Raw genomic sequence first — 24,623 nt, forward strand, 5'->3', positions numbered from 1 at the left:
GGCCCCTTCACCGCGGCGCTGCTCGACGCGGACGCGGACGCCGAGCGGCCGTGGCTCGTGGGCGAGTACGGCGAGGGCCCCTCGGTCTCGGAGGCGGTGGCCGGGTTCGGCCCGCTCGCGCCCGACGACCTCGCGGCACTCGGCGCGGCCCTCGCCCTGGCGCTGACCGCGATCCACACGACGGGCCTGGTGCACGGCGACCTGAAGCCGTCGAACGTGCTCATCGCCCGGGACGGCCCCCGCGTCATCGACTTCGGCATCACCGCCGCCCTCACCGGCGCCCCCTCGGGCGACGGTGAGCGGGTCGGCTCCCCCGGTTTCCTCGCGCCGGAGCAGCTCACGGGCGCCGCCGAGGCAGGCACCGCCTGTGACGTGTTCGCGCTCGGCGCGCTGCTCGCGCTCACCGCGACCGGCCGCAATCCGCACGGCGCGGGCACGGCCCCCGAGATCGTGCACCGCACGCTGCACGAGGAGCCGGACCTGGTCGGCGTGCCGGACGCCGACTGGGCGGGCTTCCTCGGCCGCTGCCTGGCGAAGGACCCCGGCGCGCGCCCGACCGTCCTGGAGGTCCTCCACTGGTGCGGCGGCCGTGCGGCCGAACACCCGTGGTGGGGACGGCCGGAGATGGCCGAACTGCTCGACGAGCACGAGGAGTCGGTGCGGCTGCGGATCGCGGAGGCCGAGGACGCGGACGCGAGCGGGCACGGGGCCGCGTCGTCATGGGGTTCCCTGCCATGACCCGGGCCCCGCGCCCGTCACCGCGTGCGCGTCAGTACCGGCCCGTCAGCGCTGCCGCTTCCACGGGCCGGTGATCGCCAGCATGATGCCCGGCGTCTGGATGTTGGCGTACAGCGTGTGCCCGTCCGGCGAGAACGTGACGCCGGTGAACTCGCTGTACTCCGGCTCGTCCGCGGAGCCGATGTTGAGTTCGTTGCGCGCGATCGGATAGGTGCGGCCGCGCTCCGTGGCGCCGAAGAGGTGCTGGATGCCCTCGCCGTCCTCGGCGATGACCAGGCCGCCGTACGGGGAGACGGTGATGTTGTCCGGGCCGTCGAAGGCGCCGTCGACCGACGGGTCGGGGTTGACGCCGAGCAGCACCTTCAGGGTGAGGGTGCGGCGCTTGGGGTCGTAGAACCAGACGGCCCCGTCGTGCTGGACCGGGCTCTCCTCACGGGCGTACGAGGAGACGATGTACGTGCCGCCGTCGGCCCACCACATGCCCTCCAGCTTGCGGGCGCGGGTGACCCCGCCGTCCTGGAACTGCTTGCGCGTGGAGACCTTCTTCGCGTCCCGGTCGGGGACGTCGACCCAGTCGACGCCGTAGGTCGTGCCGATCTTCGTGGCGCGGGAGAGGTCGTCGACGAAGCGGCCGCCGGAGTCGAAGCACTTGAACGCCTGCAGCACGCCCGCGTCGTCGGCGAGGGTGCGCAGCTTGCCGCGGCCGTGGTGGAAGCCGTGCGGCGGGACCCAGCGGTAGAGCAGTCCGTTGGGGCCCGAGGCGTCCTCGGTCAGGTACAGGTGGCCGCGCTTGGGGTCGACGACGACGGCCTCGTGGGCGTACCGGCCGAGCGCCTTGATCGGCTTGGGGGCCCGGTTGGCGCGGCGGTCGGAGGGGTCGACCTCGAAGACGTAGCCGTGGTCCTTGGTGAAGCCGTACGCGCCGGCCTTGTCCTCGGTCTCCTCGCAGGTCAGCCAGGTGCCCCACGGGGTGTTGCCGCCCGCGCAGTTGGTGGCGGTGCCGGCGATGCCGACCCACTCGGCGACCTCGCCGCCGCGGCGCACCTCGACGACCGTGCAGCCGCCGGCCGCCATCGGGTCGTAGACGAGGCCGTCGGTGAGCGGTACCGGGTGCGGCCAGTCGGCGCGGGCGCCGGCCAGCTCGTGGTTGTTGACGAGGAGGGTGGTGCCGCGGGGCCCGTCGAAGGTGGAGGTGCCGTCGTGGTTGGAGGGCGTGAACTCGCCCGACTCCAGCTTGGTCCTCCCGCTGTACGTGATGACCTTGTACGAGAATCCGCGGGGCAGCGCCAGCAGGCCCTTGGGGTCGTCGAGCAGCGGGCCGTAGCCGACGCCGTCGTGGTCGTGCCCGTGCCCGTGTCCGTGCTCGCCGTCGTGGTCGTGCCCGTGGTCGGTGGCCGCGAGCGCGCCCGGCGCGGTGGCGAGGGCGCCGACGGACCCGGCGAGGGCGACGCCCGCCCCGGTGGCCGCGGAACGCACGGCGAAGTCTCTGCGAGTGAGCGACATGTGGCTGTCTCCCGTTGGAGTTCGAAGTGAGGTCGTGTGGGGCGGTGGCGGACCCTGTTTCGGCCACACGTTCTCGCTCGCGTATAAACGGCGGTTGAACACCGTCCGACGTCGAGGGGCCCGCTTCCATGACTTCAGTGAACGTGCCGGAGACCGGCCGCCGCGTGCTGGTGAGCGGCGCGTCGCGGGGGCTCGGCCGCGCCCTCGCCCGCGCCTTCGCGGCGAACGGCGACCGGGTCGCCGTGCACTTCGGCTCCCGGGAGGAGGAGGCGCGGGCCACGCTCGGCTCGCTCGACGGCTCGGGGCACGTCCTCGTCGGCGGTGACCTCGGTGATCCGGCGGGCGCGGCGTCGATCGCCGAGCGGGCCGCCGAGGGGCTCGGCGGCCTCGACGTCCTCGTGAACAACGCGGCGGTGAACCTGCCGCACCCGCCCGTGACCACGGCGTACGAGGAGTGGGTGCGGCTGTGGCAGCAGCATGTGGCGGTGAACCTGCTCGGCACGTCGCACCTGAGTCACCTGGCCGCGCACCGCATGATCGCGCAGGGAACGGGTGGCCGGATCGTCAACGTCGGCTCGCGCGGCGCCTTCAAGGGCGAGCCGGACCATCCCGCGTACGGGGCGACGAAGGCCGCCGTGCACGCGCTCGGGCAGTCCCTCGCGGTCGCGCTCGCGCCGCACGGGATCGCGGTGGCGTCGGTGGCTCCCGGGTTCATCGAGACCGAGCGCGTGGCGCACCGGCTGACCGACGAGGTGCGCGCGCAGAGCCCGTTCGGCCGGGTCGCCTCGGCGGACGAGATCGCCGGTGCCGTGCTGTGGCTGGCGTCCCCCGGGGCGCAGTGGGCCTCGGGGACCGTGCTGGACCTCAACGGCGCCTCGTACCTGCGCACCTGACGGGCGGCCGCCGCGCGCACGTGACAGCAAGGCGGCCCGAACTCCCCTGTATCTTCCGGGAGTTCGGGCCGCTGTGTGCCGCGTGCCGCGTCTAGCCCTGCGCCGACCGCGCCTTGAACGCAGCCTTGCGCGCTTCCTTCGCGACCTTCTTGTCCGGGTGGAGGCGGCCCATCGCCTCCAGGACGTCGGGGGTGGCCGGGTGCTCGACGCGCCAGGCCGCCGCGAAGAACCCGCTGTGCTGCGCGGCGAGCCCCTCGACCAGGGCCTGCAGCTCGTCGGAGTTGCCCTCCAGGGAGAGCTGGGCCGCGATCGTGTCGACGGTCAGCCAGAAGACCAGGTCCTCCGAGGGCGCGGGCACGTCCGTCGCGCCGTGCTCGGCGAGCCAGACCCGGGCGAGGCCGCCCAGCTCGGGGTCGGCGAGGACGTCACGCAGCGCCGGCTCGGCCTCCTGGCCGACCAGCGACAGGGCCTGCTGGCAGCGCAGCCGGCGCAGCGGCGCCCCCTCGTCGGCACCGCGGGCCGCGCCCAGCAACTCCCGTGCCGCGTCGAGCGGTTCACGCCGCGAGAGCCACTGCTCGATCTCGGCCTGCGCCGCCGATTCCGGGAAGGCGGAGGTGCTGTCGAGGAGTACGTCGGCGCCCTTGTCCGCGAGGTCGCCGACGGCCGGAGCGTCCACCCCGGCCTCCAGCATCCGCGCCCGGATCCCGTACAGGCCGAGCGGGGTGAGCCGCACCATGCCGTACCGGGAGACGTCGGACTCGTCGACGGGCTCGGCGGCCGCCTCCTCCGAGTCGATGTCGGCCATCAGCGCCTCGTCGACCGGCTGGAACTCCACGAGGCCGATCGGGTCGAGCAGCCGGAACTGGTCGTCGAGCCGCATCATCGCGTCCGACACCTGTTCCAGGACGTCGTCGGTGGGCTCCCCCATGTCGTCGGGCACGATCATCGACGCGGCGAGCGCGGGCAGCGGGACGGGGCCGTCCCCGGCGCCGCCCTCGGTGACGGTCAGCAGATACAGGTTGCCGAGCACGCCCTCCAGGAACTCGGACTCCGCCTCGGGGTCCCAGTCGAGCTCCGAGAAGTCGATCTCGCCGCCCTCCTCCATGGCGTCCACGAGGTCGTCGAGGTCGGGCACGCAGGCATCCGCGAGCACCGTGTCGAGCGCGCCGAGCCACAGGCCGAGCACGTCCGCGGGACCGGCGGAGGTGAGGGCGGCGAGCTCCTCGCCGACGGCGACGGTGCCCTCCTCCTCGTCCACGACCTCCACGAGGCCGATGTCGACGGCGACGTGCCAGGCCTCGCTCGCGTACGCGGCGCCGTCCTCCTGGTCGCTCAGGCCCAGTTCGGCCGCGGCGGCGGGCAGCTGCTCCTCGACGAGTGAGCCGCCGGAGTCGACCCGGGTGTCGGGACCGGCCCAGCGGGCAAGCTGCGCCGCGCGCGACAGGAGGGGGGTGGCAAGGGCGTCCCGCGCCAGCTCCGCTTCGGCGGGCAGCCGCACCGGCGGCAGGGGGGAGCTGTCTGACATCGGCTGGTTCTCCTCAGAGGCGTACGTTGCGACCGCTCAGCCTAGACGGATATGACCCCGTGCCGCCCGGTTCATGTACCCGTCAGGTTTCGGTCGCCCGGGAGACACCCGCGAAACCTTGACAACTCCCGTGCCCAGGAAAGAGATTGACGCGCGTAGAAAGACGCGTCCGCCCCACCGCCGCACCGCCGCGTCCTCTGCGTGACCCCACCCTCGTCCCGGCGCTCGCCACTCGTACGTCCCCGGAGGGATCCCTTGCCGAGCAAGACCGCGCACCTGCCGTTCTCCCGCTCCCGCCTCGCCGCACTGGCCGTCGCCACGGCCTCCTGCGCCACGTACGGCGTCATCGCGACCGCCCCCGCGCACGCGGCGGCCGACGTCGCCGTCCACGACATCCAGGGCACCACCCGCACCTCCCCGTACGCGGGGCAGGCGGTCACCGGCGTGGCCGGCGTGGTGACCGGCGTCAGAACGTACGGCTCGTCCAGGGGCTTCTGGCTCCAGGACACGGCGCCGGACGACGACCCGGCCACCAGCGAGGGCGTCTTCGTCTTCACGAGTGCCACGCCGACCGTGCGGGTGGGCGATGCCGTCAAGGTGTCGGGCACGGTCTCCGAGTACGTGCCCGGCGGCGCCTCGTCCGGCAACCAGTCGCTCACCGAGCTCACCAAGCCGGTGGTGACCGTCGTCTCGTCCGGCAACGCGGTGCCCGTCACGCGGATCGACGCGAAGTCGGTCCCGGCCGCGTACACGCCCGCGGGCGACGGTGCGGCGGGCGGTTCCGTGAACGGGCTGACGCTGCGGCCGAAGAAGTACGCCCTCGACTACTACGAGTCCCTCGAGGGCATGAACGTGAAGATCGGCTCCTCGCGGGTGGTGACCGCCAGCGACGCGTACGCGGAGCTGTGGGTCACGGTGAAGCCGCACGAGAACGCGACGCAGCGGGGCGGCACGCGCTACGGCTCGTACGCGTCCCAGAACACCGGCCGGCTGCAGGTCCAGTCGCTCGGCACGACCGCGGACTTCCCCGTCGCCGATGTCGGCGACACCCTGTCCGGCACCACCGAGGGCCCGCTCGACTACAACTCCTTCGGCGGATACACGCTGGTGGCACGGGAGTTGGGCACGCTGAAGCAGGCGGGGCTCGCGCGCGAGACGACCCGGAAGCAGAAGGCGGACGAGCTGGCCGTGGCGACGTACAACGTCGAGAACCTCGACCCGGCGGACGCCACCTTCGAGGAGCACGCGGCCGCGATCGTCCACAACCTCCGCTCGCCCGACATCGTGTCGCTGGAGGAGATCCAGGACAACAACGGCGCGAAGGACGACGGCACGGTCGCCGCCGACGTGACGGTGAAGAAGCTGATCGACGCGATCGTGGCGGCGGGCGGCCCGGCGTACGCCTGGCGCTCCATCGACCCGGCGAACGACACGGACGGCGGCGAGCCCGGCGGCAACATCCGCCAGGTGTTCCTGTTCAATCCCACGCGGGTGTCGTTCACCGACCGCGCGGGCGGCGACGCGACGACGCCCGTGGGGGTGACCTCCGCGCACGGCAGGGCCGCGCTCACCGCGTCGCCCGGCCGCATCGACCCGGCGAACACCGCGTGGACGACCAGCCGCAAGCCGCTCGCCGGCGAGTTCACCTTCCGCGGCAAGACCCTCTTCGTCATCGCCAACCACTTCGCCTCGAAGGGCGGCGACCAGGGCCTGACCTCGCAGTACCAGCCCCCGGCACGCAGCTCGGAGACCCAGCGCCACGCGCAGGCCCAGTCCGTGAACGCCTTCGTGCAAGACATCCTCAAGGTCCAGCGGAACGCCGACGTCATCACGCTCGGCGACATCAACGACTTCGAGTTCTCGGGGACGGCGCAGCGCCTGGAGAAGGGCGGTGCGCTGTGGTCGGCGATCAAGTCGCTCCCGAAGAAGGAGCGTTACACCTACGACTACCAGGGAAACAGCCAGGTCCTCGACCAGATCCTGATCAGCCCGTCGATCCGCTGGAAGGACGCGTTCGCTTACGACAGCGTCCACATCAACAGCGAGTTCCACGACCAGATCAGCGACCACGACCCGCAGGTGCTGCGCCTGCGTCCGTGACTCAGCCGAACACCGAAGCGAGCCAGCCGCTCCACGCCCGCTCGTTCTCCCCGGCGTCGGCGTCCGCCGCGAAGTCGTGGACGCTGATGCCCACGGGCGCGCCCCACGGCCCCCGGCCGAAGAACCGGTACAGGGCGTCGTCCGTGCGCAGGCCGATGAAGTACGCGTCGCGGTAGTCGAGTACGGCGTCCAGGGTCCGCCCGTCCGGGCCCTGGACCCGTACCCGCGCGCCCTGGGCGGCGTCGTCGGGCAGGCCGAGCGCGCGGCCGGCCACTCCGAGGGCCTCGCGGTTCGCCGACGCGCCGGGGCCGTCGAAGGTGGCGAAGGCGACCGGGCGGCCCGCGAAATGCGTGACGTACTCGCGCAGGGTGTGCAGGTAGAAGTCGGTGTGCTTGTCGGCGCCGTCGTAGTACTCGTCCCAGTTGTCGGTGAAGATGCCGCTGTGGACGTAGCGGACCCAGGCGCGGCTGCCGCCGTCGCGGGCCTCGATCGTGTAGTCGAGCTGGTTGAGCGTCTGGAACGGGGGCAGCGCCGCAGGGTCCTCGGAGCGGACGGTGAGCCGGTGCGGCGGGTCCCAGGTGGTGAGCACGGAGTGGAAGGGGCCCGCGCCGCCCTCCTTGGGTTCGTACTCCATGGGCCACAGCCAGCCGCCCGTGCCGTTGGTGACGGCCTCCCAGACCTGCTCGGGGCTCGCGCCGACCTCGAACTCGCGCGGGATCTCGAATTCCTTGCCGCTGTTGTCAGCCATCACTGTCACTCCGTCACTTCACTTACTGCGGTGGGTAGTTGATCGGCCCCGTCGTGAGCGGGTTCCTTGACCTTGGGGTGCAGCGCGATCACCACACGGTGGTCGCGACCGCCCTCGGCGCCGCCGTCGTGGTACTTGCGCACCAGCGCCTCGACGCCCTGCGTCAGCTCCGCGACGAACGCCGCCCGGTCCGCGGCGGAGGCGAACCGCACCTCGCCGTCGAGCGCGAACGTCGCCAGTCGCTTGCGGGCCTTCGCCGCACCGGTGACCAGCGCGCCCACGTCCCGGACGAGCCGGGCTGCCAGCGCGAGCAGCCAGCGCGCGGAGAGCTGGTCGCGGGCCCGGTCCGGGTCCGGCTGCACGGCGCCGAGCGCGCCGGGCGAGATGACGTACGACGCCGCGGTCGCCCGCATCAGCCGCTCGGTCACATTGCCCTTGCGCCGCTCCCCGGCGAGCTCGACTAGCCCGTGCTTCTCCAGCGCCTTGAGGTGGTAGTTCACCTTCTGCCGCGGCAGCCCGACGCGGGGCGCGAGCATCGCGGCGGAGGCGGGCCCCACGGTCAGCTCGGCCAGCAGCCGGGCCCTTGTCGGGTCGAGCGAGACCGCGGCGGCGGCCGGGTCCTCGATGACGGTGACGTCGAACATGCCTCCACCATCGCACCGACAATTTATTTTGTCCAGGAGAGTGAAGTGTTCGGCCGATGGGCTCGGGCCTACGCGCCGACAGGGAGTAGGAGAAGGGAGTAGGAGAGCAGCCCCGGGTGTGGCCGTTCCCGGCTAGGCCAGACCTCCGCGAGAGCGTCGAGCGCGGCCGACTGCCCGCCGGGCGCGCTCACGTCCCACGCGGACGGGGAGGCGCCTCCGGCGTCGGGGCGGGTCGGGTCGGGTCGGGCGGGACGGTGCTGCGCACGGCGGCCATGGGTTCTCCACTGCGGGACCGGATCGGCGGGGACCACCCTTCGCCCTCGACCTCGACCTCGACCTCGATCTCGATCTCGACCTCGCTTGAGGTCAAGCGCCGCCCGTCGCCGCGCCGGCCCCTCGTGGACCGTCCGCGCCCGGGTCGGCGAGGATCAGCGCGTACTCGTCGGCCACCATCGCCTCGGCCGCGGCGACCGCCCGCTCCCCCGCGAGGCGCAGTCCCGCCTGCGAATACGGCGGCGGCGCCGGATGTCTGCGCCGCCACCACGCCTCGCCCGCCGCGTAGATACCCCCTGCACACATCAGCACGGGCATGGCCAGCGCCATCGCCACGTCTCGCACCACGGACTCCTTGTGAACCGGCCTGCGTCTTCTGTGCAGTTCATCGGATTCCGGGCGCGCAACCTGAAGGGCCCCTCTCGGCCAAAAATCGCGGAAATCGACCGGAAGGAGCCCCCCTGACCCCGTATCCTTCAGCAGCGCTCCGCCTCATCTCGTAGCAGATTTAAGTGGAGCTTCACGATGGGACGGCCGACACTGCACCCATGAGCGAGATGAACCGCGGCGGCTTCGGCCGCGCCCTGTGCGCCATGGTCACGCCCTTCACCGAGACCGGCGCCCTCGATCTGGACGCCGCACAGAAGCTGGCCGACCGGCTCGTCACCGAGGGCTGCGAGGGGCTCGTCCTGTCCGGCACGACCGGCGAGTCCCCGACCACGACGGACGCGGAGAAGGCGGCTCTGGTACGGGCGGTGCGCGAGGCGTCCGACGGCCGGGCCCGGGTCCTCGCGGGGGTCGGTACGTCGGACACGGCACACACCCTGGCGCTGGCACGCCAGGCCCAACAGGCGGGCGCGGACGGCCTGTTGGCGGTCACACCCTCCTACAGCCGGCCGCCGCAGGACGCCGTCCGGGCCCACTTCCTGGACCTGGCGGACGCGACGGACCTCCCGGTGATGCTGTACGACATCCCCGGCCGCACGGGCACCCGCATCGAGGCGGACACGATGATCCGCCTCGCGGAGCACCCCCGGATCGTCGCCGTGAAGGACTGCGCGTACGACCTGCTCGGTACGCAAAAGGTCATGCGGGCAACGGACTTGGCGTACTACACCGGCTGCGACGAGTACGTCCTCGCGCTGTACGCGCTCGGCGGGGCGGGCTACGTCTCGACCGTGGCGAACGTCGTGCCCGCCGCCTTCCGCGCCATCGTCGACGCGTACGACGCGGGCGAGACGGCCGAGGCGGCGCGGCGCCAACAACTCACCCTCCCCCTGACGGAGTTAGTGATGGCCGGAGGCCTGCCGGGCACGGTCACGACGAAGGCACTCCTGGACGCACTCGGCCTGCCGGGCGGCGGCCACGTGCGCCCACCGCTGCGCCCGGCCGACGCCCCCACGACCGACGCCCTGCTCACGGCGTACCGGGAGCTTGCTGCCGCGCGGTGACCGCGCACGAACCCGCGGGGCCGCGCGCTTCGGAGGCTCGTACGACCCTGCACCGCCCGCACGTGTCCTCATGGTGCAGGCGGTGCACCTGAGGCTCGCCGGGACCAGGCGCGAAAGGGAGACATGATCAGGCGAGCCCCGCCCGGCCGGGTGTGTGCGATGGCGGCTGTCATGCTGAGCGGAGGGCTGCTCCTGGGCGCGGCGACGACGCCCGGGCCCGGCCCGGTGGACGTGCCGACGGCGCCCGCGGGGAGCAGTCACGTAGTCCGAGGAGCTGTCGTTCACGACGGAGTACAGCAACTGCCGCTACGGCACCGAGGTGCAGCAGAACCCGGCGAACCAGGCGCACCGCAAAGCGTCGTGCCTGGTCGACATGCGGCTCGAACCCGGCGAGTCCATCGACCTGGCACCCATCGCCGTCGAGGCGGACGAGAAGGGGCTCTGGGAGACCGTGCGCGTGGAGAGCGCCACCGGCGACTGGCGGGGCCCCTGGCGCGACGTCCACCGAGGCCGGGGCACGGCGCTGACCCTCGCGCCCTCGCGCGGCGGACCGGCAGCGTGCCGCCCGCCGCCCGCAAGCCCGCAGTCCTGCAAGGCAGCCGGCTGGGCGTGCACGTGGACAACGCGTGGGACCTCGCGGCGACGGGAGCCGCGCTAAGAGGCAGGAAGGGCGCCACCCTCACGGCCGACCTGGCGCTGGACTACCACGGCGCCAATGTCCCGGCCCTTGGGGACGCCGACAACAGCAGCCCGCTGGCCGAGGTCGAGGTGCGGGTCCCCGAGGGCGTGACCGTGCTCAGCACCTCACCAGACTGCGGCCGTCCCCTCAGCAAGGTCAGAACGCGCTATGTGTGCGACTACGACCGGAGCACCGACGGCTTCAACGTCGTCCCCCTGCTCCGGGACAAGTACCACAAGGACCTTCCCTTCCGTCTGCGGATCGACGACCCGTCCAGGCTCACCGGAGGCACGATCCGCATCGACGCCCCGGCCGATCACCTGCGCGACGACGCCGACCACAGGAACAACACCGCTCCCCTCACCATCGAGGCCGTCGGCGGAACCGACGGTCCGGGCGGTACGTCACGCGCCGCCGTCGCGGGCACCGAAGCGCTTGCCCTGACCGGGCTCCTCGCCCTCGCCCTCGTCGTCCGCCGCCGCAGACGCACCCCCCTGATCCCGGCTCACGCACGAGCGCCCTCCCGGGCCCGCTCGGGGCCGTGGAAGGGCGCTCGTCAGTCTCCGACGCGGCCAACTGCCTGCAGGTTCAGGGCAGTTCGGCCGTCGGCGGGTCAGTTGTGGCTGTGCAGTACCTCGTTGAGGCCGCCCCACACCGCGTTGTTCGGGCGGGCCTCGACGGTGCCGGTGACCGAGTTGCGGCGGAAGAGGATGTTCGAGGCGCCGGAGAGCTCGCGGGCCTTGACGATCTGTCCGTCCGGCATCGTGACGCGGGTGCCCGCGGTGACGTACAGGCCGGCCTCGACGACGCACTCGTCGCCGAGCGCGATGCCGACGCCCGCCTCGGCGCCGACGAGGCAGCGCTCGCCGATGACGATGCGGACGTTGCCGCCGCCGGACAGCGTGCCCATGGTGGAGGCGCCGCCGCCGATGTCGGAGCCGTCGCCGACGACGACGCCCGCGGAGATGCGGCCCTCGACCATCGACGTGCCGAGCGTGCCGGCGTTGAAGTTCACGAAGCCCTCGTGCATGACCGTGGTGCCCTCGGCGAGGTGCGCGCCGAGGCGGACGCGGTCGGCGTCGGCGATGCGCACGCCCTTGGGCGCGACGTAGTCGGTCATGCGCGGGAACTTGTCGATGGACGTCACCTGGAGGTGCAGGCCCTCCGCGCGGGCGTTCAGACGCACCTTCTCGACGTCGTCGACGGCGACCGGGCCGAGCGAGGTCCAGGCGACGTTGGCGAGGAAGCCGAACTGGCCGTCCAGGTTGACGCCGTGCGGCTTGACCAGGCGGTGGCTGAGCAGGTGCAGGCGCAGGTACACGTCATGGGCGTCCAGCGGCTTGTCGTCGAGGGACGCGATGACCGTGCGCACGGCCACGACCTCGACACCGCGCCGGGCGTCGGGACCGATCGCCTTGGCGGCGCCCTCGCCGAGCAGCTCCACGGCCTTGTCGGCGGAGAGCTTCTCGGACCCGGCCGGGCCGGGCTCGGCGACCAGCTCGGGGGCGGGGAACCAGGTGTCGAGAACGGTGCCGTCGGTGGTGACGGTGGCAAGGCCTGCGGCGATGGCGCCGGTGGAACGAGGAGCAGTGGTGTCGGTCATGAGGGCAACCTAACCGGCACGGGGTCGCCGAGGCCAACCAGCCGCGGCGGCATCTCAGGGAGCGGGCCGGTGCACCTTCTCGTCGCCGGGGCCGGATGCCGTCGGCGCGGCGGCCCGGCCGGGCGGATTCACCCGGGAGTCGCGCGCATCGTCCGTCGTTCCCCGCGCGTCGTTCCCGGCGCACGGCTCCACCACTCAACGGCGCCTCCATGCAACGGCGCACGTCAATGGTGCCGCTCCCGCTACGGAATGAGCCGCGCCAGCATCTCCCGGGTGTACGCGACGTCGTACACCCCGTCCGTCAGCAGCACCTGGAGCGAAATGCCGTCCATCAGCGCGACGAGGGCCCGCGCGGTGACCGGGTCGGTGCGCTCGGCGACGGCCTCGGCCAGTTCGTGGCACCATTCGGCGGCGACGGGACGCAGCGCGGGCCTGCGCAGCGCGGCGAGGTACAGCTCGTACTCCAGCTCCACGCCCGTCCGCTCCCCGGCGAGCCATTCGCCGAGCAGTTCGGCGAGTTCCCCGGCGAGGTCGATGTCCGGGTCTCGGAGCGCGCCGTGTGCCTCGACGACCTTGGCGAAGCCTTCGTTGGCCTGCCGCAGCGCGGCCACCATCAGGTCGTCGAGCGTCTTGAAGTGGTACGTCGTCGAGCCCAGCGGCACATCGGCCTCGGCGGCGACGCTGCGATGGCTGAGCCCGGCGATGCCCTTCTCCCCGACGACCCGGATCGCGGCGTCGATGATCCGCTGGCGCCGCTCGGGGTCGTAGCGCCGTGCCATCAGTGCGCCCCGCCGATGTTCAGGAGCACGACGCCGCCGATGACGAGGGCGATCCCGGCGGCCTTAGCGAGGCTGAGTCCCTCCCCCAGGAAGATCATGCCGATCGCCGCGATGACGGCCGTGCCGGTCCCTGCCCAGATGGCATAGGCGGTGCCGATCTGCACGGTCTTGAGCGTCTGCGCGAGCAGCGCGAACGCGATCACGTATCCGGCGACGGTGATCAGCGAGGGCCAGAGCCGGCTGAACCCCTCGCTGTACTTCATGGCCGTGGTGGCGGCCACTTCGGCGGCGATGGCGCCGGCCAGCAGTACGTAACCCATGCGTACGAGTGTACATATCGTTGCGTACACCCGTACACAAACCGGCTGGTCCGGCGGAAACTCAGTCCAGCAGCGTCTTCTTCGGCCGCAGCACGCAGAACTCGTTGCCCTCGGGGTCGGCGAGGGTGACCCAGGTGACGTCGTCGCCCTGACCGACATCGGCGCGGCGGGCGCCGAGCGCGAGGATCCGGTCCACCTCGGCGTCCCGGTCGTCGGGGCTGAGGTCGATGTGCAGCCGGTTCTTCACGGTCTTGGACTCGGGCACCGCGATGAAGCACAGTCCGGGCAGCACCGCGGCGTCCCGCCCGATCACGACCTCTTCGTCGTCCTCGTAGAGGACCTGCCAGTCGAGTACCCGACACCAGAAGCGGGCGAGCTCGCGCGGCTCGTGGGCGTCGACGACGGTTTGGTACCAGGTAACGGTCATGCGGGCCAGTCTCACGTGCCTAGCCCCGGACCGCACGCGACTTGCCTTCACCCGCGCTCACGCCCCGTGCCGTCCGGTCCACGACCCGCCGCCGCTTGAGGCGGGTGGCGTGCCACAGCCCCAACACCGCTTCTCGCCAACCGAACTGATCAGACGTCAGCTATTGCTCTCCGGCTCGGCCCGAGACACGTACCCCTCGCCCGGGTGCGTGGGGAGCCGGGACGCGGATCGGCCCCGGCGGGAAAAACCCACCGGGGCCGATCGACAGCTCTGTGCCCTCAGACGTTGAACCCGAGCGCCCGCAGCTGCTCGCGCCCCTCGTCCGTGATCTTGTCCGGGCCCCACGGCGGCATCCAGACCCAGTTGATCCGCAGCTCGTTGACGATGCCGTCGGTGGCGGACTTGGCCTGGTCCTCGATGACGTCCGTCAGCGGGCAGGCCGCGGACGTCAGCGTCATGTCGATCGTCGCGATGTTCGCGTCGTCGATGTGGATACCGTAGATCAGGCCCAGGTTCACGACGTCGATGCCCAGCTCGGGGTCGACGACGTCGTACAACGCCTCGCGGACCTCCTCCTCGGAGGCCGGCTTCATCTCCACTGCCGTGTTCTCACTCATGCGCTCTTCGTCTCCTCTGCCCGAGGCGACGCCTCTGATGGGCTCAGTGCCTGGGCCGTCGCGTCCTTCCACGCCATCCAGCTCAGGAGGGCGCACTTGACTCGGGCCGGGTACTTGGAGACTCCGGCGAACGCGACCGCGTCCTCCAGGATCTCCTCCATCGAGTCGTCCGGCTCGATCTGTCCCTTGGACTGCATCAGCTCCAGGAAGGTCTCCTGGATCTTCCGCGCGTCGGACAGCTCCTTGCCGACGAGCAGGTCGTTCAGCACGGAGGCCGAGGCCTGGCTGATGGAGCAGCCCTGGCCCTCGTAACTGACGTCCTCAATGGTCTCGCCGTCGTACTTGACGCGCAGCGTGATCTCGTCGCCGCACGTCGGGTTGACGTGGTGCACCTCGGCGTCGCCATCCCGCAAGCCCCGGCCGTGCGGGTGCTTGTAGTGGTCCAGGATGACTTCCTGGTACATCGAATCCAGCTTCACGTTCCCAGCCAGCCCCTCAGCCGAAGAAGTTCCGTACGTGCTCCAGGCCGTCGACCAGAGCGTCGATCTCGCCGGGCGTGGAGTACAGATAGAACGACGCTCGCGTGGTCGCAGGAATTCCGTACCGCAGGCAGACCGGCCGCGCGCAGTGGTGACCGACCCGGACCGCGATGCCCTGCTCGTCGAGGACCTGGCCCACGTCGTGCGGGTGGATGTCGCCGAGCGTGAAGGAGATCGCGGCGCCCCGGTCCTCGGCCGTGGTCGGGCCGATGATCTTCAGGTCCGGGACTTCCTGCAGCCGCTTCACCGCGTACTCGGTGAGCGCCTGCTCGTGCCGGTACACGTTCTCCATGCCGATCGCGTTCAGGTAGTCGATCGCCGCCCCGAGACCGATGGCCTGCGAGATCGGCGGCGTACCCGCCTCGAACTTGTGCGGCGCGGGAGCGTACGTCGACGAGGACATCGACACGGTCTCGATCATCTCGCCGCCACCGAGGAACGGCGGCAGGTCCTCGAGCAGCTCCTGGCGTCCCCACAGGACGCCGATGCCCGTCGGGCCGCACATCTTGTGGCCGGTGAAGGCCACGAAGTCGGCCTGCAGCGCCTGCACGTCCAGCGGCATGTGCGGCGCGGCCTGCGAGGCGTCGATGAGCACGAGCGCGCCCACTTCCTGGGCGCGGCGCACGATGGCCTCGACCGGGTTGTGGGTGCCGAGGATGTTCGACACGAGGACGAACGAGACGATCTTCGTCTTCTCGGTGATGACCTCGTTGATGTTGCTCAGGTCGAGGCGGCCGTCGTCGGACAGGCCGAACCACTTCAGCTTCGCGCCGGTGCGCTGCGAGAGCAGCTGCCACGGAACGATGTTGGAGTGGTGCTCCATCTCCGTGATGACGATCTCGGTCTCGTGATCGACCTTGTACGGCTCGTCGGCCCAACCCAGCATGTTGGCGACGAGGTTGAGCGACTCCGAGGCGTTCTTCGTGAAGATGACCTCGTCGCGGCTCGGCGCGTTGATGAACGCGGCGACCTTGTCGCGCGCGCCCTCGTACAGCGCCGTGGCCTCCTCGGCCAGCACGTGCACGCCGCGGTGGACGTTGGCGTTGTGCTGTTCGTAGTACTCCGTCAGGACGTCGAGGACCTGGCGCGGCGTCTGGCTGGTCGCCGCGTTGTCCAGGTACACGAGCTTCTTGCCGTCGTGGAGCACCCGGTCGAGGATCGGGAAGTCCTTGCGGATCGCCTCTGTATCAAGGAGGCCCGGCAGCTGCGTCACGCAGATACGCCACCCTTCGTGTACTTCTCGTAGCCCTCGGCCTCGAGGGTGTCGGCCAGCTCGGGGCCACCGGACTCGACGATGCGGCCGTTCGAGAAGACGTGCACGAAGTCCGGCTTGATGTAGCGCAGGATGCGCGTGTAGTGCGTGATCAGCAGGGTGCCGACCTCACCGGTCTCACGGACGCGGTTGACGCCGTCGGAGACCTGGCGAAGGGCGTCGACGTCGAGGCCGGAGTCGGTCTCGTCGAGGATCGCGATCTTCGGCTTGAGGAGCTCCATCTGCAGGATCTCGTGGCGCTTCTTCTCACCGCCGGAGAAGCCCTCGTTCACGTTGCGCTCGGCGAAGGCGGGGTCCATCTGGAGCGTCTCCATCGCGGACTTGACCTCCTTCACCCAGGTGCGCAGCTTGGGGGCCTCGCCGCGGATGGCGGTGGCGGAGGAGCGCAGGAAGTTGGAGACGGAGACGCCGGGGACCTCGACCGGGTACTGCATGGCGAGGAACATGCCGGCGCGGGCGCGCTCGTCGACGGACATCTCGAGGACGTCCTCGCCGTCGAGGGTGACGGTGCCCTGCGTGATCGTGTACTTGGGGTGACCCGCGATGGAGTAGGCGAGGGTCGACTTGCCGGAGCCGTTCGGGCCCATGATGGCGTGCGTCTCGCCCTGCTTCACGGTGAGGTCGACGCCCTTGAGGATCTCCTTCGTGGCGTTGTCGGCCTCGACGGTGACGTGCAGGTCTCGGATTTCAAGCGTTGCCATGGGTGCCTCAGGACTCCTGGGTGAGGGAGACGAGCACGTCGTCCCCTTCGATCTGTACGGGGTATACGGGGACGGGGCGCGTCGCGGGAAGGCCGGACGGCTTGCCGGTGCGGAGGTCGAAGGCGGAGCCGTGCAGCCAGCACTCGATCTGGCAGTCCTCCACCTCGCCCTCGGAGAGCGAGACGTTCGCGTGCGAGCAGATGTCGTTGATCGCGAACACCTCGCCCTCGGTGCGGACGACCGAGACCGGCGTGCCGTCGAGTTCCACCCGCTTCGGGGTGTCCTCCTCCAGCTCGCCCAGTCCACAGACGCGTACGAAGGCCGCCATCAGACGGTGGCCTCCAGCTCGGTCGCGATCTTCGCGAGCAGGCGCTCCTCGATGTCGGGGACACCGATCTGCTGGACCAGTTCGGCGAAGAAGCCGCGCACGACGAGGCGGCGCGCCTCGTCCGCGGGGATGCCGCGGGCCATCAGGTAGAAGAGCTGCTCGTCGTCGAAGCGGCCGGTGGCGGAGGCGTGACCGGCGCCGACGATCTCGCCGGTCTCGATCTCCAGGTTCGGCACGGAGTCGACGCGCGCACCATCGGTGAGCACGAGGTTCCGGTTCATCTCGTACGTGTCCGTGCCCTCGGCGGCGGCCTCGATGAGGACGTCTCCGATCCACACGGCGTGCGCGTCGTCGCCCTGGAGCGCGCCCTTGTAGACGACGTTCGACTTGCAGTGCGGGGTGTTGTGGTCGACCAGGAGGCGGTGCTCCTGGTGCTGGCCCGCGTCGGTGAAGTACAGGCCGAAGAGCTCGGCCTCGCCGCCGGTGGACGCGTACGAGACGCGCGGGTGCAGGCGGACGACGTCACCGCCGAAGGTGACGACGACGGACTTGAAGGATGCGTCGCGGCCCACGAGCGCGTTGTGCTGCGCGACGTGCACGGCCTTGTCGTCCCAGTCCTGTACGGAGACGACGGTCAGCTTGGCGCCGTCCCCGATCAGGTAGTCCACGTTGGCGGCGAGCACCGCGTCACCGGTGTGGTCGATGACGACGACGGCCTCGGCGAACGCGCCCAGCTCGATGACCTGGTGGCCGTAGGCCACGGCAGGCTCTCCCGCCGGGGATTCCCCGTGCACGCGGATCCGGATCGGCTCGGTGAGCACCGTCTCCTTGGGCACGGAGACGACGGACGCCTGCTCGAACGCCGAGTACGCCTGGGCGGCGACGCGGTCGACGGGCTTGCCGGCCTTGCCGATGCGGGCGTCGTCCCGGCCGACGGCCTCGACGGTGACGCCCGCCGGGGCCTCCACGTCGACCTTGACGCCGGTGCCGGTGGCGACGGCGGTGCCGTCGTGCAGCCCGCGCAGCCGCTCCAGCGGCGTGAACCGCCACTCCTCCTCACGGCCGTGCGGGACCGGGAAGGCCTCGACGTCGTAGGACGGTGGGGCGCTCATGCGCGTGGCGACGGTCGACTCTGCGGCCACCGCGATGGTTCCGGCGGTGGTCGAACCGGCCGACGGGGGTCCCCCCGCTCGAGCGGATTCGAGGGTGGGGGAGTTCTGAGCCTCAGCCATGGCTGTCGTAGCGCTCGCTTTCTTACGTAAGTGGCTTGACGGGAGGTCGGTGGGCTGGGGTCAGCCGACCGAACCCTCCATCTGCAGCTCGATCAGCCGGTTAAGCTCGAGCGCGTACTCCATGGGCAGTTCCTTGGCGATCGGCTCGACGAAGCCGCGCACGATCATCGCCATGGCCTCGAACTCGCTCATCCCGCGGCTCATCAGGTAGAAGAGCTGGTCGTCGGAGACCTTGGAGACGGTCGCCTCGTGACCCATGGAGACGTCGTCCTCGCGGACGTCGACGTACGGGTACGTGTCGGAGCGGGAGATGGTGTCGACGAGCAGCGCGTCGCACAGCACGTTCGACTTCGATCCGGCGGCGCCCTCGCCGATCTCGACGAGACCGCGGTAGGACGTACGGCCACCGCCGCGCGCCACGGACTTCGACACGATGTTGGACGACGTGTTCGGCGCCATGTGGACCATCTTGGAGCCGGCGTCCTGGTGCTGGCCCTCGCCCGCGAAGGCGATGGACAGCGTCTCGCCCTTGGCGTGCTCGCCCATCAGGTAGACGGCCGGGTACTTCATCGTGACCTTGGAGCCGATGTTGCCGTCGATCCACTCCATGGTCGCGCCCTCGTACGCCACGGCGCGCTTGGTGACCAGGTTGTAGACGTTGTTCGACCAGTTCTGGATGGTCGTGTAGCGGCAGCGGGCGCCCTTCTTGACGATGATCTCGACGACCGCGGAGTGCAGCGAGTCCGACTTGTAGATCGGCGCGGTGCAGCCCTCGACGTAGTGGACGTAGGCGTCCTCGTCGACGATGATCAGCGTCCGCTCGAACTGGCCCATGTTCTCCGTGTTGATACGGAAGTAGGCCTGGAGCGGGATCTCGACGTGCACGCCCTTCGGCACGTAGATGAAGGAGCCACCCGACCACACGGCGGTGTTCAGCGCGGCGAACTTGTTGTCGCCGGCCGGGATGACGGTCCCGAAGTACTCCTTGAAGAGCTCCGGGTGCTCCTTCAGAGCGGTGTCGGTGTCGAGGAAGATGACGCCCTGCTCCTCCAGGTCCTCGCGGATCTGGTGGTAGACGACCTCGGACTCGTACTGGGCCGCGACACCGGCGACGAGGCGCTGCTTCTCCGCCTCGGGGATGCCGAGCTTGTCGTACGTGTTCTTGATGTCCTCGGGCAGGTCCTCCCAGGACTCCGCCTGCTTCTCCGTGGAGCGCACGAAGTACTTGATGTTGTCGAAGTCGATGCCCGACAGATCCGAGCCCCAGTTCGGCATGGGCTTCTTGCCGAAGAGCTTGAGGCCCTTGAGACGGAGCTTGGTCATCCACTCCGGCTCGGACTTCTTGCCGGAGATGTCCTTGACGACGTCTTCGTTGATGCCGCGCTTGGCAGAGGCACCGGCCGCGTCGGAGTCTGCCCAGCCGTATTCGTACTTGCCCAGTCCTTCGAGCTCGGGGTGGGCAGTCTCCTCGATGGGGAGAGTCATGCGGGGTTCCTCCCGGCGGTGCTTGCAGATGCGTTGGTTTGGGTCTTGGGGGCGTTCTCGGGTGCGTCCCTGGGGGCGCTGCTCTTGGGGATGAACGTCGTGCAGACGCCGTCGCCGTGAGCGATGGTGGCCAGCCGCTGCACGTGCGTGCCGAGGAGCTGCGAGAACATTTCCGTCTCGGCCTCGCACAGCTGCGGGAACTGCTCGGCGACGTGCGCGACCGGGCAGTGGTGCTGGCAGAGCTGCTCGCCCTGTTGCGGGAGGGGCGCGCTGCGCGCCGTAGCAGCGTACCCGTCCGCGCTCAGCGCCTTGGCCAGCGCTTCGGTCCGCCCACCGGGCGGGGCCCCCTCCACCGCTTCGCGGTAGGTCTCGGCCTGCGCGGCGATCCGGGCGCGGGCGAAGGCGACGATCGCCTCGTCCCCGCCGGCCTGCTCCTTGATCCAGCGGAGCGCGTCCGCGGCGAGCTTGTCGTAGGACTGGTCGAAGGCGTCACGGCCGCAGTCGGTCAGCGCGAACACCTTGGCGGGGCGACCGCGCGTCCGCGCGCCGTAGACCCGCTGCTCCCTGGGCTCCACCACGTCGTCCCCGACGAGGGCGTCCAGGTGGCGGCGGACGGCGGCCTGCGTGAGGCCGAGGCGCCCGGCGAGATCGGCGACGGTGGACGGGCCGTGGTCCAGGATGGAGCGCGCGACCCGGTTGCGCGTCGAACGCTCCCCGGTCGCGAGCTCTTCCTGAGGGGCCCCCGTGGGTGCCGCCTGAGCCTCGCCGACGTTTTTCACAACGCCATTGTTGCGTAATTCCTCAGACCCTGACAAGCGGCCTGGTGATCGCCCTCGGTGCCGTGCGTCACTTAGGCAGACCTAAGTAGACACCGGTCGTGACCTGCGGAAACGATCTTTGATCGATCAGCCGGAGGGGCCCCGAGCGGTAATGCGGTGGCGCCGCGGGACGCCCTCCGGAAGACTCCGCAACCATGCCCACACCACCTCCGACCGGCCCTTTGTGTACGCGCGAGAGCCTCGCGGCCGACCTGGGCGCGGCAGGCGTCGCACCCGGCGGGACACTCCTCGTGCACTCCTCGCTCAGTGCCCTCGGATGGGTCAGCGGCGGGGCGGTCGCGGTGGTCCAGGCTCTCCTCGACGCCCTTGGGCCGAACGGGACCCTGGTGGTCCCGGCGCACTCCGGTGACAACTCGGATCCCTCGCAGTGGCAGGCGCCGCCCGTACCGGAGCAGTGGTGGCCCGCGGTCCGCGCGTCGATCCCCGCCTACGACCCCCGCACCACCCGTTCCTACGCGATCGGCGTCATCCCGGAGACGGTCCGCACCTGGCCGGGCGCCCTGCGCAGCGCCCATCCCCAGACGTCCTTCGCGGCGCTCGGGCCACGCGCCGCCGCCGTCACGGCCGGGCACGACCTGGACTGCCGCCTCGGCGAGCGCAGCCCGCTCGGCCGCCTGGAGGACGAACGGGCCCGTGTCCTGCTCCTCGGCACGGGCTTCGACCACTGCACCGCCTTCCACCTGGCCGAGTACCGGATCCCGAGCCCCGGCGTGGACGTGTCCTTCGCGGCCATGACACCGCAGGGCCGGCGCTGGACGACGGTGCGGGACACCTCGATCTCCGAGGACCGCTTCGGGGAACTGGGCGAGGCCTTCGAACGGGACACGTCGGCCGTGGCCCGGGGCCGGGTCGGCGCGGCGACGACCCGCCTGTTCCCCTTGGCGGACGCGGTGGCGTACGCCGAGACGTGGCTGCCCCGGAACCGGCCGCGTCCTGTCTGAGAGCCCGCCCCTCATCACGGACGCCCGGAAACAGTCACTGCGGCCCGGGTCCTGCCGACCCGGGGGACCGGGACCCGGGGTCCGCTCCTAGACTTGCCCACCATGCGAACCGAGCCCGTCGTCCACATCACCGGACTGGTGAAGCGGTACGGAAACAAGACCGCGGTCGACGGCCTCGACCTCACGACAGCCCCCGGCATCACGGCCGTCCTCGGCCCGAACGGCGCGGGCAAGACCACCACCGTCGAGACCTGCGAGGGCTACCGCCGGCCCGACTCCGGCACCGTCCGCGTCCTCGGCCTCGACCCGGTCAAGCAGGCCTCGGCGCTGCGCCCCCGCATCGGCGTGATGCTGCAGTCCGGCGGCGTCTACTCGGGCGCCCGCGCCGACGAGATGCTCCGCCACATCGCGAAGCTGCACGCCCACCCGCTCGACGTGGACGCCCTCATCGAGCGCCTGGGCCTGGGCAATTGCGGCCGCACCACGTACCGACGGCTGTCCGGCGGTCAGCAGCAGCGCCTCGCCCTCGCCATGGCCGTGGTCGGCCGGCCCGAGCTGGTCTTCCTCGACGAGCCGACCGCGGGCCTCGACCCGCAGGCCCGCCGCGCCACCTGGGAACTGGTCCGGGACCTGCGCGACGACGGCGTCTCGGTCATCCTCACGACGCACTACATGGACGAGGCCGAAGAGCTCTCCGACGACGTGGCGATCGTCGACGCCGGCAAGGTCATCGCCCACGGCTCCCCGGAACAGCTGTGCCGCGGCGGCGCCGAGAACACCCTGCGCTTCTCGGGCCGCCCCGGCCTGGACGTGGCCTCGCTCCTCAAGGCCCTGCCCGCCGACTCCGCCGCCGCCGAACTCACCCCGGGCTCCTACCGGGTGGCCGGCAAGGTCGATCCCCAGCTCCTCGCGACGGTCACCTCCTGGTGCGCCCAGCACGGCGTGATGCCGGACAAGATCTCCGTCGAACGGCACACCCTCGAAGACGTCTTCCTCGAACTGACCGGCAAGGAGCTGCGCGGATGAGCACGACCGATCCGACCTCACCGGCCGGAGGTCCGGGGATCGCCCCCGGGAAGACATCGCCTCGAACCGACCGGCAAGGAGCTGCGCGGATGAGCGCCGGTACATACGCCCCCGCCCCCGGAGCGGCACCGCTCCCCCGCATGATCGCCGCGCAGGCCGCGCTCGAGACGAAGATGCTGCTGCGCAACGGCGAACAGCTTCTCCTCACCGTGGTCATCCCCACCCTCCTCCTGGTCCTCTTCTCGTCCGTCGACATCGTCGACACAGGGTCCGGCGAGGCCATCGACTTCCTCGCCCCCGGCATCCTCGCGCTCGCCGTGATGTCGACGGCCTTCACCGGGCAGGCCATCGCGACCGGCTTCGAGCGCCGCTACGGCGTCCTCAAGCGGCTCGGCGCCTCACCGCTCCCCCGCTGGGCGCTGATGACGGCCAAGACCCTCTCTGTCCTGGTCACCGAGGTCCTTCAGGTCGTCCTCCTCACGGTCATCGCCTTCGCCCTGGGCTGGTCCCCGCACGGCAACCCCCTCGCCGTCCTCCTGCTCCTGGTCCTCGGTACGGCCGCCTTCTCCGGTCTCGGCCTGCTCATGGCCGGCACGCTCAAGGCGGAGGCAACTCTCGCTGCGGCCAACCTGGTGTTCCTCCTCCTTCTCGTCGGCGGCGGCGTCATCGTGCCGCTCGACAAGTTCCCCGATGCGGCCCAGTCGGTGCTCGGTCTGCTGCCCATCTCCGCACTCTCCGACGGCCTGCGCGACGTCCTGCAGCACGGCGCCTCGATGCCCTGGGGCGACCTCGGCGTCCTCGCCGTCTGGGCGGTCGTCGGGCTCGGCGCGGCGGGCCGCTTCTTCCGCTGGGAGTGAGCGCCGCGGGGCCCGGCGCGGGAGTAACCGGCATCACAATTGGCCCAGTTACGTCCCCCTCGTGAAGCCGTGCACAAGCGGCCCCCTACGATGGGGCGCGTGCCGAACCTGACCCGCGCCGACGCCGTCCAGGCGATCCGCAACCCGCTCGCCTTCATCGCCGAGCGCTGGACCCCCACACAGCGGACCGTCCAGCGAGCGGCCCTCGCCGCCGTCGTCATGACGGTGGTCATCGTCGTGACCGGCGGCGCGGTGCGCCTGACCGGGTCGGGCCTCGGCTGCCCGACCTGGCCCAAGTGCACCGACCAGTCGCTGACCGCGACGAGCGAGATGGGCTTCCACGGCGCCATCGAGTTCGGCAACCGCATGCTCACGTACGTGCTCTGCGCCGCGGTCGGCTGGGCGATCATCGCCGCCCGCTCCCAGAAGCCGTGGCGGCGCTCGCTGACCCGGCTCGGCTGGACCCAGTTCTGGGTCGTCATGGGCAACGCGGTGCTCGGCGGCATCGTCGTCCTGGTCGGTCTCAACCCGTACACGGTCGCGGCCCACTTCATCCTGACCACCGCCCTGCTCACCATCGCCGTCGTGATGTGGCAGCGCACCCGCGAGGGCGATGCCGAGCCGCGCCCGCTGGTCGGCAAGGCGATCAAACAGCTCGTCTGGTTCCTCGTCGTGGCGTCGGCCCTGCTCATCGCCGTCGGCACCGTGGTGACCGGAGCCGGTCCGCACGCCGGTGACTCCAGTGATGTGCACCGGATGCCGCTCGACTGGGAGACGGTCGCCAAGGGGCACGCGGTCCTGGCCTGGATCGTGGTGACCCTGACCTTTGCCCTCTGGTTCGTCCTGAAGGCGGTCGACGCCCCCAAGGGGCCGCTGCACCGCACTCGCGACCTCTTCCTGATCCTCCTCGCCCAGGGCGTCATCGGATACGTCCAGTACTTCACGGACCTGCCCGAGATCCTCGTCGGCCTGCACATGCTCGGATCGGCACTGGTGTGGATCGGCGTCCTGCGCGTCGTCCTGTCCTTGCGCGAGCGGCCGCAGGCCTCGGTGGGCGTCCCGGCCCAGGCGGACCCGGAGCTCTCGACCGTCTGACGACGCG

Annotated in this window: 27 protein-coding genes; 9 read left to right on the forward strand and 18 right to left on the reverse strand. The window is 71.0% G+C overall.

Annotated features, from left to right (window positions below; all coding sequences use genetic code 11):
• On the forward strand, positions 1-738 hold a 738-nt coding region (locus G3I40_RS25235), incomplete at its 5' end, for a protein kinase (protein WP_164304404.1).
• Positions 739-783: 45 nt separating this feature from the next.
• Here G3I40_RS25235 and G3I40_RS25240 read toward each other — a convergent pair.
• A complete protein-coding gene (locus tag G3I40_RS25240) occupies positions 784-2,241 on the reverse strand; it encodes an alkaline phosphatase PhoX (RefSeq protein WP_164304405.1) in 1,458 nt (485 codons plus the stop codon).
• Between the two features lie 128 nt (positions 2,242-2,369).
• On the opposite strand from G3I40_RS25240, the gene G3I40_RS25245 reads away from it, so the two are divergent.
• Complete coding sequence (locus G3I40_RS25245) at positions 2,370-3,134, forward strand: SDR family oxidoreductase (RefSeq protein WP_164304406.1); 765 nt, start codon at positions 2,370-2,372, stop codon at positions 3,132-3,134.
• A gap of 91 nt (positions 3,135-3,225) precedes the next feature.
• On the opposite strand, the gene G3I40_RS25250 is transcribed toward G3I40_RS25245, so the two are convergent.
• Positions 3,226-4,659 (reverse strand): hypothetical protein, encoded by a 1,434-nt coding sequence (locus G3I40_RS25250; RefSeq protein ID WP_164304407.1) that lies wholly within the window; start codon positions 4,657-4,659, stop codon positions 3,226-3,228.
• A gap of 255 nt (positions 4,660-4,914) precedes the next feature.
• On the opposite strand from G3I40_RS25250, the gene G3I40_RS25255 reads away from it, so the two are divergent.
• Entirely contained in the window at positions 4,915-6,759 is a 1,845-nt protein-coding gene (locus G3I40_RS25255) for an endonuclease/exonuclease/phosphatase family protein (RefSeq protein WP_239091931.1), read from the forward strand.
• 1 nt (position 6,760) lies between these two features.
• On the opposite strand, the gene G3I40_RS25260 is transcribed toward G3I40_RS25255, so the two are convergent.
• The 4 genes from G3I40_RS25260 to G3I40_RS25275 all read right to left on the reverse strand — a co-directional run bounded on the left by G3I40_RS25260 (position 6,761) and on the right by G3I40_RS25275 (position 8,769).
• Positions 6,761-7,507: an SRPBCC domain-containing protein gene (locus tag G3I40_RS25260; RefSeq protein ID WP_164304408.1), complete on the reverse strand. Its 747-nt coding sequence runs from the start codon at positions 7,505-7,507 to the stop codon at positions 6,761-6,763.
• 5 nt (positions 7,508-7,512) lie between these two features.
• Positions 7,513-8,151 carry a winged helix-turn-helix domain-containing protein gene (locus G3I40_RS25265; protein WP_164304409.1) on the reverse strand — a complete coding sequence of 213 codons (639 nt, stop codon included), beginning with the start codon at positions 8,149-8,151 and terminating at the stop codon, positions 7,513-7,515.
• 187 nt (positions 8,152-8,338) lie between these two features.
• On the reverse strand, positions 8,339-8,521 hold the full coding sequence (locus G3I40_RS25270; protein ID WP_164304410.1) for a hypothetical protein: 183 nt from the start codon (positions 8,519-8,521) through the stop codon (positions 8,339-8,341).
• Positions 8,518-8,769: a hypothetical protein gene (locus tag G3I40_RS25275; protein WP_164304403.1), complete on the reverse strand. Its 252-nt coding sequence runs from the start codon at positions 8,767-8,769 to the stop codon at positions 8,518-8,520. Before G3I40_RS25275 ends, G3I40_RS25270 begins: the two co-directional genes overlap by 4 nt.
• 212 nt (positions 8,770-8,981) lie before the next feature.
• Between G3I40_RS25275 and dapA the strand changes: the two genes are divergently transcribed.
• The gene (dapA, locus tag G3I40_RS25280) at positions 8,982-9,875 is read left to right on the forward strand and encodes a 4-hydroxy-tetrahydrodipicolinate synthase (protein ID WP_164304437.1); all 894 of its coding nucleotides are present in this window, start codon (positions 8,982-8,984) and stop codon (positions 9,873-9,875) included.
• A gap of 319 nt (positions 9,876-10,194) precedes the next feature.
• On the forward strand, positions 10,195-10,533 hold the full coding sequence (locus tag G3I40_RS25285; RefSeq protein WP_164304411.1) for a hypothetical protein: 339 nt from the start codon (positions 10,195-10,197) through the stop codon (positions 10,531-10,533).
• Positions 10,534-11,167: 634 nt separating this feature from the next.
• On the opposite strand, the gene dapD is transcribed toward G3I40_RS25285, so the two are convergent.
• The 12 genes from dapD to G3I40_RS25345 form a co-directional block, all read right to left on the reverse strand.
• A complete protein-coding gene (gene dapD, locus G3I40_RS25290; RefSeq protein WP_164304412.1) occupies positions 11,168-12,157 on the reverse strand; it encodes a 2,3,4,5-tetrahydropyridine-2,6-dicarboxylate N-succinyltransferase in 990 nt (329 codons plus the stop codon).
• A 242-nt stretch (positions 12,158-12,399) separates the two neighbouring features.
• Positions 12,400-12,936, reverse strand: coding sequence for a TetR family transcriptional regulator (locus tag G3I40_RS25295; RefSeq protein ID WP_164304413.1), 537 nt, complete (start codon positions 12,934-12,936; stop codon positions 12,400-12,402).
• Positions 12,936-13,256 (reverse strand): multidrug efflux SMR transporter, encoded by a 321-nt coding sequence (locus tag G3I40_RS25300; protein WP_164304414.1) that lies wholly within the window; start codon positions 13,254-13,256, stop codon positions 12,936-12,938. Before G3I40_RS25300 ends, G3I40_RS25295 begins: the two co-directional genes overlap by 1 nt.
• Before the next feature lie 61 nt (positions 13,257-13,317).
• A complete protein-coding gene (locus tag G3I40_RS25305) occupies positions 13,318-13,683 on the reverse strand; it encodes a VOC family protein (RefSeq protein ID WP_164304415.1) in 366 nt (121 codons plus the stop codon).
• A 278-nt stretch (positions 13,684-13,961) separates the two neighbouring features.
• Entirely contained in the window at positions 13,962-14,300 is a 339-nt protein-coding gene (locus G3I40_RS25310) for a metal-sulfur cluster assembly factor (protein ID WP_164304416.1), read from the reverse strand.
• Complete coding sequence (gene sufU / locus G3I40_RS25315) at positions 14,297-14,779, reverse strand: Fe-S cluster assembly sulfur transfer protein SufU (protein ID WP_164304417.1); 483 nt, start codon at positions 14,777-14,779, stop codon at positions 14,297-14,299. The genes G3I40_RS25310 and sufU overlap by 4 nt, the downstream gene beginning before the upstream one ends.
• A gap of 16 nt (positions 14,780-14,795) precedes the next feature.
• Complete coding sequence (locus tag G3I40_RS25320; protein WP_164304418.1) at positions 14,796-16,052, reverse strand: cysteine desulfurase; 1,257 nt, start codon at positions 16,050-16,052, stop codon at positions 14,796-14,798.
• The gene (gene sufC / locus G3I40_RS25325) at positions 16,049-16,813 is read right to left on the reverse strand and encodes a Fe-S cluster assembly ATPase SufC (protein ID WP_164304419.1); all 765 of its coding nucleotides are present in this window, start codon (positions 16,811-16,813) and stop codon (positions 16,049-16,051) included. The genes G3I40_RS25320 and sufC overlap by 4 nt, the downstream gene beginning before the upstream one ends.
• Before the next feature lie 7 nt (positions 16,814-16,820).
• Entirely contained in the window at positions 16,821-17,141 is a 321-nt protein-coding gene (locus tag G3I40_RS25330; protein ID WP_164304420.1) for a non-heme iron oxygenase ferredoxin subunit, read from the reverse strand.
• Entirely contained in the window at positions 17,141-18,373 is a 1,233-nt protein-coding gene (gene sufD / locus G3I40_RS25335; RefSeq protein ID WP_203644762.1) for a Fe-S cluster assembly protein SufD, read from the reverse strand. The genes G3I40_RS25330 and sufD overlap by 1 nt, the downstream gene beginning before the upstream one ends.
• Positions 18,374-18,433: 60 nt before the next feature.
• On the reverse strand, positions 18,434-19,858 hold the full coding sequence (sufB, locus tag G3I40_RS25340) for a Fe-S cluster assembly protein SufB (protein ID WP_164304421.1): 1,425 nt from the start codon (positions 19,856-19,858) through the stop codon (positions 18,434-18,436).
• Complete coding sequence (locus G3I40_RS25345) at positions 19,855-20,637, reverse strand: metalloregulator ArsR/SmtB family transcription factor (protein ID WP_164304422.1); 783 nt, start codon at positions 20,635-20,637, stop codon at positions 19,855-19,857. Before G3I40_RS25345 ends, sufB begins: the two co-directional genes overlap by 4 nt.
• Positions 20,638-20,831: 194 nt before the next feature.
• On the opposite strand from G3I40_RS25345, the gene G3I40_RS25350 reads away from it, so the two are divergent.
• The 4 genes from G3I40_RS25350 (at position 20,832) to G3I40_RS25365 (ending at position 24,616) form a co-directional block, all read left to right on the forward strand.
• On the forward strand, positions 20,832-21,638 hold the full coding sequence (locus G3I40_RS25350; RefSeq protein ID WP_164304423.1) for an AAC(3) family N-acetyltransferase: 807 nt from the start codon (positions 20,832-20,834) through the stop codon (positions 21,636-21,638).
• 102 nt (positions 21,639-21,740) lie between these two features.
• A complete protein-coding gene (locus G3I40_RS25355) occupies positions 21,741-22,664 on the forward strand; it encodes an ABC transporter ATP-binding protein (protein WP_164304424.1) in 924 nt (307 codons plus the stop codon).
• An 89-nt stretch (positions 22,665-22,753) separates the two neighbouring features.
• Positions 22,754-23,521, forward strand: a complete 768-nt coding sequence (locus tag G3I40_RS25360) for an ABC transporter permease (RefSeq protein WP_164304425.1) — start codon at positions 22,754-22,756, stop codon at positions 23,519-23,521.
• 90 nt (positions 23,522-23,611) lie between these two features.
• Positions 23,612-24,616 (forward strand): COX15/CtaA family protein, encoded by a 1,005-nt coding sequence (locus G3I40_RS25365; protein WP_164304426.1) that lies wholly within the window; start codon positions 23,612-23,614, stop codon positions 24,614-24,616.
• Positions 24,617-24,623: the final 7 nt, after the last annotated feature.

Origin of the sequence: Streptomyces sp. SID14478, assembly GCF_010548525.1 — a bacterium.
In the GTDB taxonomy this organism is placed as follows: Bacteria; Actinomycetota; Actinomycetes; order Streptomycetales; family Streptomycetaceae; genus Streptomyces.